This is a genomic window from Ruminococcus albus AD2013 (assembly GCF_000526775.1).
Lineage (GTDB): Bacteria > Bacillota > Clostridia > Oscillospirales > Ruminococcaceae > Hominimerdicola > Hominimerdicola alba_A.
In genome coordinates, this window is the sequence record NZ_JAGS01000001.1 from 1,774,785 (window position 1) to 1,787,804 (window position 13,020).

6 protein-coding genes are annotated in these 13,020 nt (G+C 43.7%); 2 read left to right on the forward strand and 4 right to left on the reverse strand.

Annotation, left to right across the window (positions count from 1 at the left end; genetic code table 11):
* Nucleotides 1-28: 28 nt before the first annotated feature.
* Nucleotides 29-1,666 (reverse strand): alpha/beta hydrolase-fold protein, encoded by a 1,638-nt coding sequence (locus N773_RS0107780; RefSeq protein ID WP_024857265.1) that lies wholly within the window; start codon nt 1,664-1,666, stop codon nt 29-31.
* A 159-nt stretch (nt 1,667-1,825) separates the two neighbouring features.
* On the reverse strand, nt 1,826-4,246 hold the full coding sequence (locus N773_RS21170; protein ID WP_024857266.1) for a family 43 glycosylhydrolase: 2,421 nt from the start codon (nt 4,244-4,246) through the stop codon (nt 1,826-1,828).
* A 564-nt stretch (nt 4,247-4,810) separates the two neighbouring features.
* Here N773_RS21170 and N773_RS0107790 point away from each other — a divergent pair.
* Nucleotides 4,811-7,138 carry a family 43 glycosylhydrolase gene (locus N773_RS0107790; RefSeq protein WP_024857267.1) on the forward strand — a complete coding sequence of 776 codons (2,328 nt, stop codon included), beginning with the start codon at nt 4,811-4,813 and terminating at the stop codon, nt 7,136-7,138.
* Between the two features lie 189 nt (nt 7,139-7,327).
* Here N773_RS0107790 and N773_RS0107800 read toward each other — a convergent pair whose 3' ends face one another.
* Nucleotides 7,328-8,866 (reverse strand): IS1182 family transposase, encoded by a 1,539-nt coding sequence (locus N773_RS0107800; RefSeq protein WP_043537850.1) that lies wholly within the window; start codon nt 8,864-8,866, stop codon nt 7,328-7,330.
* Between the two features lie 357 nt (nt 8,867-9,223).
* Here N773_RS0107800 and N773_RS21175 point away from each other — a divergent pair, with 357 nt between their 5' ends.
* Nucleotides 9,224-10,615, forward strand: a complete 1,392-nt coding sequence (locus N773_RS21175) for a BspA family leucine-rich repeat surface protein (RefSeq protein WP_024857269.1) — start codon at nt 9,224-9,226, stop codon at nt 10,613-10,615.
* A gap of 182 nt (nt 10,616-10,797) precedes the next feature.
* On the opposite strand, the gene N773_RS0107810 is transcribed toward N773_RS21175, so the two are convergent.
* The gene (locus tag N773_RS0107810; protein ID WP_024857270.1) at nt 10,798-12,696 is read right to left on the reverse strand and encodes a DUF4832 domain-containing protein; all 1,899 of its coding nucleotides are present in this window, start codon (nt 12,694-12,696) and stop codon (nt 10,798-10,800) included.
* Nucleotides 12,697-13,020 lie beyond the last annotated feature (324 nt).

A 13,020-nucleotide genomic window follows, 5' to 3' on the forward strand; every position in this document is an offset into this window, starting at 1 on the left:
ATTATCGTTGATCTGCTTGTGTTGATCCTTAGTTCTGGAAAGCTATACGGAAGAAGTTGTAAAGATGAGCTCTTATACAGTTATCACCGTGGTAGCCGCCGTTTACATAGTGCCAGATATGAGGAACACCGTTTTTATCGAAGTTGTTGTGATAGTTCTTGGGATTGTCGTAAACTACAGTATCGTCGCTTCCGCCTGTTATCATCAGGAAGTAAGGCTGATTATCAGCGCTCCAGTTGAAGGAACCTGTAACTCCGGGTGCAGGGCATATTGCACCGATATAGCCAAAGAGATCGGGTCTCTTCATGCCAATGAGGAGAGACTCACGTCCGCCCATTGAGAAGCCTGTTATAGCAGTGTTGTCCTTGCCTGTCAGAATACTGTAATTCTTCTCCATATAGGGCATAAGATCCTTGGTGAGATCGTTTATGAAGTTATCGTATGCTTGATTGTTCGTTTCGTCCATACCTGTGCAGGCTCTTAGAGTAGGACTTGAGAACACATCGGGGAATACGCAGATCATTTCCTTAGCTGCACCCTCAGCGATAGCATTGCCTATCATCTCGCGTGTATGCATTTCAGCATTTCCCTTTGTGAGCATTCTGTCGATGCCCTCATAGTAGCCGTGCATGATGTACATTACGGGATACTGCTTGTTGGGATCATAGTTTGGAGGAAGAAGGATATTTACATCCTTCTGTCTGTTGCAGGTGGTGGAATAGTAGCTCTTCTTCTGTATCTGACCGTATGTTACGCCGCTCTTTGAACGATTTGCAGAATCAGGTTCTTTTTCAACTATGGTATTCTTTACCTTATCGGTGAAATCCTTCATTGAAAGATGATTATTTACCACAGGGAATTCCGTGATCGCACCTACAAGATATGACTGGAGCGCAGATACATCATCTTCATCGATAACGCCGCTCTGATCTATATCTGCATTAGTCTCTGCGGTCTTGTTAATAAATCCTCTTATCATACCTCTCTTCAGTTCGATAAGGTCAAGTACCGTAATATCACCGTCTAGGTCGATGTCACCTCTTCTTGGACCCTTGCTGATTACTACTTTTGATGTAGGTCCGTCGATCTTTGTTCCTGCAGGAGCAGCAATGATCTCATCAACATAGAAGTCGCAGGTCTCCTCAGTAGTCTCAACTACCAGTACGAGATCGGAAGCCCCTGCGGGGATAGTGTATTCCGCATTATAGAGCTGAACGAACTCGCCGCGGTTTGCAAAAGTCTGAGCTATCTTGTCATAGCTTGCAGTGCCATTAAGGCTGTACTGGAGTGTGAGCTTGAATTCAGTAGGATCGGAACCCGTAAGGTTTGCAAAGCAGGCACTGAATGCGTAGCTTCTTCCGGGTACGAATGTAGTGGTACTAAGGGATTTCTGTCCGCCGTTCCAGGCAGCTGTTCTTCCTGAAAGATACAGTGCTTTTGAACCCTTATACGTTGCATTGCTGCTCACAGCTGCATTACAGCTTCCTCTTGCGGACCAGTTATCTGTTCCGCTTTCAAAAGTATCATGGAAGATGTAACTGCTCTCACCTGCTGCTTCAACGGCAAGCGCGGGAGCTGTCGGCACAAGAGCCAGACAGGATGCTGCCAGTGCTGCAGATGACAGTACCGACAAAAATTTTTTCCCTATCTTTTTTGAACTTGACATAAAATTTCCTCCGTTCTGATCTGGTGTGCTATAGATCATAGATTTGTTCTTCTATTCTAAAAAGTGCCGATATACGGAACTTTATAGACCATATTAATTATTGCCGAGTGATCTACGGAGCAGGATCTTTATCTCGGCTGAATGCTTACAGGGCACTTATCACTTAACCGTTACCCTGAAAGCTCTGGCATTTATGTTGCTTATATCCCACTTGCCGTTTACCTTGGCGCAAACGACCATTTCATAGGTACTTCCTGGTCTGAGCTTGGGTGACGTAAAGATAACATTATCAGTGTAAGCCTGAACTTTCCACTTGCCGCCCAGCTTGACCGCAACGCCGTACTGTGTCGCGCCGCTGACAGGGTTCCATCTCAGCTGGAACTGGTGATAAACATCGTTGTATGCGATATAGTTTATAGATGGATAGCTGTCGCCAGTGGGAGTTACAGCGATCATATTTGAAAAATCATTGCTCCATTTGCCATTTGTCATCGCAATGACAGCAACTTTGTATTTGAATCCTGACAGAAGTCCTTTAAGTGTGTAAGAATTGCCGCCAGTCTCCGCGATCTTCTGCCATTTGCCGTTTGAATAAACGCATACAGCGTATTTTTCAGCACCGGGAACAGCAGACCATGTAAGATCTGCCGAGCTGTCGCCCGGTACATATGAAACCGTTGGCTGAGATACGACCACAGCCTGTGGTCCGTTTATAACTGTACCGTCTGCCGCCGCAAAGAAATTATCTACATAGAAATTTGTGGCAGTCTTATCATCACTTACGTCTCCCTCTGTCTCCACATATACCAGAAGATTTTTGGCTCCGCTCGGTATCTTGTAGCTTGTATTCGCAAGCTGTGTCCACTCGCCATTTGAAACGTTCGCGGTATCGATCTTATCATAGTAAGTCTCACCGTCCGAACCCGTATACTGGAGTGTTAGATGGAATTTTGTGGAAGCTGCGCCTTCGTTATACTTTACGATAGCCGAGAAGCTGTAGCTCTCCCCTGCTTTGAATTTATAATTCAGGCTCTTGCCGACACCCTGCCATGAAGATGAACGGTTTGTACAGTATACAGAACCTGTGCCCTCATAAGCTTCATCTGTACTTAAAGCAACTTTTGAGCCGCCTCTGTCCGAGCATCCGTCAAGCTTGCCCTCGAATGTATTCTTAAAAATATAAGTGTCTGTACCCGATGAATTTGCACCTGCACCGCCAAACTTCCACCAGTCGATATTCATAAGATATCCGTCGCCGCCGTTGAATACAAGGTAGAGGTCGTGCTCGCCTTCAGCACCCGATACATCGCAGGATACTTCTTTCCAGTTATGCCAGCCGCCTGTATCGCCGACGTTAAGTGTACCCACAACAGGTCCTGTCTTGCTGTCAAGGTGAAGTTCGATGTATCCGCCGTTTTCTGCAGAAGCAACGGAAGCCGTGAACTTATCAGCTCCTTCACCGAAGTCAACGCCTGCGACCTTTATGTAAGAACCTTTTTTGATATATCCCACATTTACGGAACCGTTATCGTCCTTTTCGGTCTTGACTCCTTCGCTCCAGCAGATAGTTTCAGCCTCTACTCTCTCAAAAGGATCCAAAGCTTCGAGCTGCTGAGGACCGCTGTTTGTTGGCTTCACAACAGGGATAGTACCGTCAGCGTTGTATGTGAATTCCTCACAGGCAGCACTTCTGTTGAACGTACCTCCCCCCGGGAGACCGTTCTTGTGATAGAAAAAGTAAGAATGATCCTTATAGTCGATTATACCTCCATGAGTGGTGAAGCAGTTTGATCCCTGCTGTATCACGCCGCGGTATGTCCAGGGACCGGTAACGGAAGGACCTGTTGCATAGCACTGGCTCTCTCCGCCGTAACCGTCAACAAAAGATGCCCACACAAGATAGTAAAGGTTATTACGCTTGTATATCCAGGGGCCTTCACCGTAGGAAGTGCTTCTTTCACTGCTGTAACCAAACTGCTGTGTGTTCATATCGAACTGCTTGATCTGACCATCCAGCGTTACCATATCTTCTTTCAGCTTTACATAGTAGCATTTCGGGTTGCCGAACATCAGCCACGCCTGACCGTCATCATCTATGATAACAGTCGGGTCGATATAATCCCAGTTAGGACCGCACAGCGGTTTCCCCAAAGGATCTCTGTATGGGCCTTCGGGTGAATCTGCAACTGCAACACCGATAGCTCGTCCTCCGCCGCTCTTGTTGGTAGTGGTGAAATAGAAATAGTACTTGCCGTTGCGCTCGATACACTGTGAAGCCCATGCGTCGTTCTTGTTGCACCACGAGAACGAAGTATCCTCAAGTATCCTGCCGTGGTCTGTCCAGTTCTTCATATCCTTTGTGGAGAAGCACTGCCAGCCTGTCATGTAGTAGAAATCATTGTTGCCTTCGCGGTCACAGCCTGTAAATACATACAGCTCATCGCCGATAACGACAGGCGCGGGATCAGGTGTGAAAGATGTCTGCACGATCGGATTGTCTGCCTGCGCAATGATAGTTGCCGATGTGCATAGAGCAGCTGTCAATGCAGCTTTCGTAACTGCTGAAAAAAACTTTTTCATATCGATTCTCCTTTTATTTTTATTATATATCCCTTTTTCTGATCAGACTACAGATCATATCTTTTAATCAGTTACCATAATTTTCACACCATTATACTATCACGAAACTTGAACAATGTCAATCCAATTTCTTTAGAAATATGTGGGAAAAATGTAGAATTTATCAAAAATATTAACTAAGATATCAAATATGAAAACAAAAATTTTTCTTGGTAGGGTAAATGGTTCATTGGCTTCTATTGCCACACCGCTATCGCGATCATGAACGCAAGTCCCCTGTTATATCTGTTTTAACAATGAAGATGTACATACATCATAGCGTTTATCGTTTTTAAAAATACTACATATTTCCAAAAATGTTCAACACAAATCTTCATTTTTTCAACCAAATCTGCAAATCGTAGGTTGAAATTAACATAGGGATTGTTGTACAATATGGTTAGAATATATAACTATATGTTATTTTAGCCTATTCTTTTTTAATTAGCCTATTCTTTTTTAGCCTATTCTATATCATACGTTAATCAACAATTATGGTCTTTTTAAGGAGATGGTCAGATTATTATGAAAAAACATAAGAAGATCCTGGCAGTATTGATGGCACTGAGCTGTTTTTCAGCAGCTGTACCGCAATATACTGTCCCTGTCACCACGCAGGCCGCTGTCTATGACCAGCCCAATACCTACGGCTGGTACTTCAATTTCGGATTTGAAGGCACGACTGACGGATTCTCGGCAAGAGGTTCCGCAAGCATAGCTTCAAGCAGCGATACTGCATTCGTTGGCAGCAGCTCACTTTATGTATCTAACAGAACGAGTGCCTGGCAAGGAGCTTCCTACAAGCTTGGCAGTAACTTCAAGGCAGGTACAGAGTACAGCTTCAGTGCTATAGTTTCCTATCTGGATGGATATGACACTGATACGTTCCATTTAACACTTCAGTATGACGGTTCCGATGGCACAACTTATTACGATAAGATCGCTACAGAAACAGTCACCAAGGGTCAGTGGACACAGCTTGCAAACACAAACTACAAGCTTCCCTCCGGCGCATCAAATATGCAGATCTATGTTGAGACTGACAGCTCTACTACTTCATTCTACATTGACGAAGTTATCGGTGCGGTAGCAGGCACAGGCATACTCGGACCAGAAGGCGGTTCCAGCAGTTCAGGCAGTTCCGGTAAGACCGGTAAAGGCGGAATGCTCCTGGGCGACATCAACTTTGACGGCGATATCGATGCAATGGATATTGTTCTTTCAGAGCGTGGTATGCTGAGAGGATTCGATGATAAGAATGCCGAAAAAGCTGCCGATGTTGATCAGAGCGGCGTTTTTGAAAACGAGGATGTTGATCTCCTCAAGCAGTTCATCACTAATCGTATAACCGAATTCCCCGTCGCAGCAAAGGCTGTAGATGTATCGGCTATGGAAGCTAAATTCAAAAACATCAATATACGCAAGAGCTATAAGTATGACGGAGAGAACAATCCTATTTCTACTACACGTTTCGGCGCTGACCCCGGCTGGATGGTTTACGACGGCAGACTTTATATCTACACAACTAACGACGCATTTGAGACCAGATCTGACGGTCAGTATCAGGAAAACACCTATAACTCAGGTACCATCAACTGCCTGTCTACCGCAGATATGGTAAACTGGACAGACCATGGTGCTATACCTATAGCTGCAAGAAACGGCAGAACTCAGAACGGCTGCTGTTCATGGGCAAGTGCTGCATGGGCTCCCGATGCCTGCTGGAAGATGATCAACGGCAAGCCTAAGTTCTTCCTGTACTTCGCAAACAGCGGCGGCGGTATCGGCGTTGTAACTGCTGACAGCCCCACAGGTCCCTGGAGCGATCCTCTTGGTCATGCACTGCTTTCACACAACTCACCCAACTGCTCAAACGTTGAGTGGATGTTCGACCCCGGTGTATACTACGATGAGAATACAAATGAAGCTTATCTCTTCTTCGGCGGCGGACGCAAGAACGGTGTTCCTGCAGCTACTCCCGGCACAGGCCGTGTTGTTAAGCTCGGAAATGATATGATCTCTCTTGCAGGCACCCCCGTTTCCATGAATATCCCTTACCTCTTTGAAGACTCGAGCGTTATCAAGATCGGTGATACTTGGTATTATTCTTACTGCTCTAACTGGAACGTAGGAAACCAGACAATAAACGGAGTAAACTTCGGAAACGCAGACATTCTTTACATGACTTCCAAGACTCCTCTGGATGCAAATTCATGGAAGCTTTCAGGTAATGTATTCAAGAACACAGGTTCACAGAGAATAGACAACGGCGGTAACAACCACCACTCTATCATCTACTTCAAGGGCAAGTACTATGTTGCTTACCACAGCCGTCAGTATGCTATCCGCAAGATCAAGGCTGAAAACATAAAGGTCTACAGCAGTAACGGACAGCTGTCAGCAGACGGTAACTATCGTTCAACTCAGATCAATGAATGCACCTTCAGCAATGGCAAGCTCTCTTGCAGCGGTGATATGAAGGGCGTTTCTCAGATCGAATGGCTCAACCCCTACACAACCGTTCAGGCTGAAACAATGTCCAACCAGTCCGATGACGTTCAGGTAAACGGACTCAGAAATACTACTGTTTCCATGAAGTCAGGCAGCTGGCTCAAGGTTAGCGGCGTTAACTTCAGCAAGGGCGTCAACACCATCACCATCAAGGGTTCAGGCAGCGGCACCGTTATCAAGGTCTGCACAGGCAGCCCCTCAGGCGATGTTATTGGCTATGTTGAACTCAACGGCTCTATGAGCGAAAACACTGTTGCAGCTATTAATTCCGTAAGCGGTCAGAAGGATCTGTACTTCGTAGCAAGCGGCAACGCAACACTCGACAGCTGGAGCATTGGTTAATACACCAAAAACTCATAGCTGATCATAACAGCACTTTTAAAGGGGGGTGTTGCAATCGCAGCACCCTCTAACCATATCCGAACATCAGAGTAAAAAAACATATTTACTGGTGAAATAAGCTGTTTCAGTGCGCACACCCCCAAGCCCTCTTCAAAAAAGAGGACTCTGGGGTGTAATGTTCTGCTGGTTTTATGCTGATTTCAGTTCAAAAAGAGAAATTCCAAGTCGGTTTTCTGAGATCTTAGCAAAAAGCTTCTTTATGTTGTATGCAAGTCCCAGCAAAAGGAACTCAGTTCTGATGTTGTTTTTTCCCCTGCACAGGAATCTTCTGAAGCCATGATCCTGTTTCAGTACTCCGAATACGCCTTCAGCCTGTATGCTTCGGTTCATTCTGAGCTGTTTTCCGAATTCGGTCGTTATATTTTCCAGGCTTTCTGTTCTCAGTTCTTTGAACTTATGCGATATAGACAGCGTCTTGTTTCCTTTTGCTTTTGTACAGTTCTGTTTGTAGGGACAACCTTCGCAGCTTTCACATCTGTACATAGCTTTTTCGGAAACGAATCCCGTCTTGCTTTTTTCGTGTTTAGTCCCGACTCTCCAAAGTATCCTGCCGGCTTTGCATACGAAAATATCGCCCATTTCGTGGTATTCCATATTCTCGGGTCTGCCGTATTTTGTACGATAATTCCGCTTTTTGCTCTGCTCATAATTTACGGGTTTTATGTATGAGGTCATGTTATGTGATCTGAGATAAAGATAGTTCTCCTCGCTCTCATATCCTGCATCGCAGATGATGTTTTTCAATACAAACAACTCCAGATCGTTGAGCTTTGACAGAAACGGGATCAGCGTATTTACATCGCTCCGTTCGCTTGAAACGTCTATACCTACAATATACTCGCCTTCCACCGCTGCCTGTATGTTGTATCCGGGTTTCAGCTGACCGTTTCTCATATGGTCTTCCTTCATGTGCATGAATGTTGCATCGGTATCTGTCTTTGAAAAGCTGTTTCTTCCGTCAAAAAGGCTGTTGTAATAGTCATACTGTGCCATTTTATCGCGATATCCTTCCAGCTTTTCAAGTGCTTTCTGATATACTGATTTATGATGTCCTTTTCCGTAAACTCGTTCAATACCGAATTTTATCATAAGAGATGACAGGGTCGAGATCATATCCGATACTCCTGTATTTTCGGGGAATCTCACACCATAAGCATAATTTATCTCATCAAGTATCTCAGGCAGTTTTACTCGCAGTTTCTGTTCGTTTTTTGAGACCGCCTTTTTCCAGACGAATGTATATCTGTTTGCATTAGCTTCGATCTTGGTGCCATCAATGAACAGGTTCTCGCCGCTTATCTCTTTCATATTCAAAAGATACTTTACAACAGCGTAAAACACACGCTCGATCTGTTCTCCCATTTTCTGACGAAATCGTGAGATAGTGCTGTGATCCGGAGCTCCAAAGCCATCGAGAAGCCACATGAAATGGATATCCCTTTTGCAGAACTGTTCGATCTTACGGCTTGAAAAAGAGTCGTTCATGTAGCCATAGATGAATATCTTCATCATGATATCCTCGGGTATGGCACCATTCCACTTGCTTACAATAGTGTATTCTTCTTTTTGATAGATCTCATCTATAACATTGCTCAATACTCTGACAGGTGAGCTTTCTTCGATGTAGATCTCATAATTCATGTTAAGACGCACTTGACAATTTCTCATTTTTGTGGTACAATCCTTTCGTTGGTTTGATGTTATATTTGCAATTACATTATACCACAAAATGAGACGCCTGGCACTACCTTTTTGGTGTGTCAGGCGTCTTTTTCTTTGTTGGGGCTGCAACAGCCCCTTTTGTTTTGGCAGAACAGTCTCAGGTGAAGTATTGTATTTCATACAGATCGCAATTGTTGGATAATTATCAAAAGTGTACATTAATATCGTATTCAATTATGTATAAGCCACGAAAGCAGGCGGAAATATGTCAAAAATATTGACAAAAACTTTGCCGCGTGATATAATATTCTATAATTTACTGATATATTATATATCCAACTTAATTTATCGGGAGGCTTAATTATGCAGGCAAAAAAAATTTTAGCAGTTGTAATGTCATTATGTTTAACAGCAGGTGCAGTAAGCTATGGTGCGCCGATCATAACACAGAATATAACCGCACAAGCCGCTGAGATCGAGGCAGATTGCTACTCTTTTAATGAGACAACAGGTGTGCTTACCCTCAAAGGAGAAATTGATCGTGATGCATTAAAGGATTTCGGTTATGAATATGATGGAAAAGTAAAAACTGTTGTAGCGGAAAAAGGAACGATTCTTCCCCAGAACAGCAGTACGCTTTTTTTCTATTACAATAACTGCACTTCGATAGATCTCTCAAAAGCTGATACCGGCAATGTGACCAATATGAGCTCCATGTTTTCCGAATGTTCTGCTCTGACAAAACTTGATATAAGCAGTTTTGATACAAGCAAGGTCACGAATATGGAGGATATGTTCTATCGTTGCAGCAGTCTTTCTTCCATTGATCTGAGTAGTTTTGATACAAGCAATGTAACAAATATGTCCGCTATGTTCTATGGATGTAAAGGCCTGACCTCTATAGATCTGAAAAATTTTGATACAGGCAAAGTCACAAAGATGAGCGGTATGTTCCTGAACTGCAGTAAGCTTACCAGCATTGATGTAAGCGGTTTTGATACAAGTTCTGTTACAAATATGGGCAGTATGTTCTATGGATGCACAGGTCTGACAAGACTTGATCTTAGCAGATTCAACACCTCCGGTGTTATATATATGTACAGTATGTTCAATGGCTGCAGCAATCTGAAAAAGATCGATCTGAGCGGATTTGATACACGTAAAGTAGAGGAAATGTACGCTTTGTTCGCAGGATGTTCCAGCCTGACTTCCATTGACCTGAGCAGCTTTGATACAAGCAATGTAATATATATGAATGATATGTTCACCCTTTGCGGAAAACTCAGCACTCTCACTCTCGGCAAAAACTTCAAAAAATTACCTGAGAATACTTATCTTCCCAATGGTGACGGCTGGGTAAATGTTAATGCTCCCAAAACCGTTGTCAGCGGCAACGGGAATTATGCGGTCATCGAAAACAATGGCAAGAACACCTATAAACGCCTTGGCACAGATAGCGAAGAGCCTGAAAACACCAACACATATCCCACGAACATCAAAGCCGCATACAGCGAGCAATATCACCAGGTTAGATTTACATGGGACAAGGTCGAGGGTGCGGACAGATACGGAATAGCTGTATACCTTGCAGGCAAGTGGAGGATACAGACACAGAATATAACCGCTACAGTTTACACTTCTCCCAAGAATCTCACTCCGGGAAAGAGCTACAAAGTCGCAGTCGCTGCAAGAGTAGGCGGCAGATGGGACACTATAAACGCTATCAAAAATGCTGTGACCGTTACCATAAAGTGATGGACTGATATTCGTAAAAGTAAGTTATACTTTTTACCGTAAATAGCAACATAAGACATAACGCCCTACGGATACATTTCGTATCCGTTAGGGCGTTTCAAATTTCTCATAAAAAACGGATAGCCATTTGATAATATCGGCTATCCGTTTTGCATCTTAAAAAATAAATTAATATCTGCCTATCATTTTATGGTAACAGTACCTGAATGTTTTATTGCGTTTGCGGTATCCCATTTGCCGTTCACTCTTGCCGCGATGGCTACTCTGTAGGAATTTCCGGGAGTAAGATTCTTAGGGGTAGTGTAGGAATTAGCGGTTATGTTCTGTGCCTGAACTCTCCACTTCCCTGCCAGATAAACTGCGATGCCGTATCTGTCAGCACCCTCAACTTTATCCCATGTAAATCTTACCTGATGGTACTGTTCGCTGTATGTGGTTTTGATATTTGTGGGGTATGTGAGCGTATCATCTTCAATGGGTGCATTAACCTTGAAGCTGCCCACGAAGTTTGCTTTAAGCGCAGTATCATATACATTGCTGCCCGCATTCGAGAAGCGTATCGGGTATTCGCCTTCTCCATCTTTTCTGTTGGCTATCTTGATATACACTTTATAATTGCCCTCGGGCATTTCGTCAGGCAGATCAAGTTCGGCTGACATGATATTTGACTTTCTGTCGGTAAGTGAAGTACCGCTCTTCCAATTTTGTGCAGCGTAGTTTGAAGCCTTTTCACCCTTGTCAGCATCGAGATCCCACAGACTGAACTCTTTCTCGAAACCATTGCCCTTGATGATAACAGAGGTCTGTTCGTTTTTGAAAAGGTTGCCGAAGCCAACATTTTCGATGTTAGTTTCAAGTTCAAAATTCTCATCGGCAGAAAGTTCGGTGGTCATGCGAACATCACGTACAACAAACCTGTATCCCATACGGTTGCGGAGGTAATCAAACTCGGAAGTCTTGCCCTTATAGAGTGAATCACCGCCGTTATATGTAGTGCTTCTGAAACCGTCCATGACTCCATCATGCCAGTCCTTGTTGAGATATGAGGTGTGGGTCTTGAAACCTTCTTTTTCAAAAAAGGCAATATTATTCAGCGGAGTACCGCCTTCCTCATCGTCCCACAGAACAAGTTCACCGCCGAAAAGTGTGTGGTCGGTCTGGGTGGTGAGCCATTTTATCTCTTTGTCTCTGTCCTCATAAGTGCCCAGGTCAGTGACCGAACCGAGATAGCCGTCATTGTACATACCTATCCTGTAAGCGTCGGTGCCAACCTTGGCAGTATATTTATCGATATTTTCCAGATCCACTCCGCTCCATGCGCAGAAATCGCTGGGTTTACGAACATTGACTGTCATATCCTTCGGAAGTACATCCAGCCATTTGCCGATTATCTTTTTTTCGCTTTTCGCATCCGTGCGGTCTGAGGTATGCATTTCTCCCCATGGACCAATGATGCCGCATTCCACCGCAGCGATAACATCGGTGTACTTACTGATGACCGCGCCGACTTTTTCCTGATGCTGTTCGATGATACTGTCATCGGTGGGTTCCCATACAGTTCTGTAATAAGGTTTGCCCTTTTTGTCAACTCCGTCAGATGTGATGCCGTTGTATTTGTAGTCGTAGGCAAAGCGAATAACAGCGCTCTGACCGTTATTTCTCAGTCTTTCCAAAAGCTCTCCCAGTGCTTTTTCAACATCGTCATTTGCAGGATCGATATTTGCATCGTCGGAATGGCTTACAGGATTTTCACCTTTTCTGTTCTGCTTGGAGAAATCGGAAAGATCAATCAGCAAATGTACGAGCTGATATTTCGACGCAAGCTCATCAATATCTTCAAGAGTCGATTTCTGAGCTTTACAGTTGGTTTTATCACGCTTGTAACTGATCTCAAAAGCCTGATAAAAACCTCTGTAGGGGTTATGAGTATCTTCAAGGGTCTCCTTGTAGCTTATCTCATTTACCGCTTTCATGCCCCCCGCATATACTGCTGTAGGCAGTGCCGAAACTGCAAGACAAAGCGAGAGCCCGCTTGCAGCAAGTCTTTTTGCAAGACCACTTCTGGTGTTTGTGTTTTTCATAATATTTCCCTTTCATATCCATACATTGTTACGAGGATTTACCTCTGTTAAACCATTTACTGAATACCATTTTAAATATAACATATTCAGAAAGATAATATGTTAATATCATTTAAAATAATAATGTCAATCAAGCAAAAAAGACCGCATCTGATATGAGTATACGATCGGCTATATAAACACAATTATAGCCTTAAAGTAATGTTGCTTTAAATTACATTCCGATGATATTTATTATGTTCCGATAAACAATAACAGCTATTATTTATCATTTTGTGGCGGTATGATAAAGGGATATACAGGTAATATTTTACTCGGCAAGTA

Excerpts from the sequence above, each read along its gene's own strand:
- N773_RS0107780 (WP_024857265.1), bottom strand. The coding sequence starts at position 1,666 with ATGTCAAGTTCAAAAAAGATAGGGAAAAAATTTTTGTCGGTACTGTCA.
- N773_RS21170 (WP_024857266.1), bottom strand. The coding sequence starts at position 4,246 with ATGAAAAAGTTTTTTTCAGCAGTTACGAAAGCTGCATTGACAGCTGCT.
- N773_RS0107790 (WP_024857267.1), top strand. The coding sequence starts at position 4,811 with ATGAAAAAACATAAGAAGATCCTGGCAGTATTGATGGCACTGAGCTGT.
- N773_RS0107800 (WP_043537850.1), bottom strand. The coding sequence starts at position 8,866 with ATGAGAAATTGTCAAGTGCGTCTTAACATGAATTATGAGATCTACATC.
- N773_RS21175 (WP_024857269.1), top strand. The coding sequence starts at position 9,224 with ATGCAGGCAAAAAAAATTTTAGCAGTTGTAATGTCATTATGTTTAACA.
- N773_RS0107810 (WP_024857270.1), bottom strand. The coding sequence starts at position 12,696 with ATGAAAAACACAAACACCAGAAGTGGTCTTGCAAAAAGACTTGCTGCA.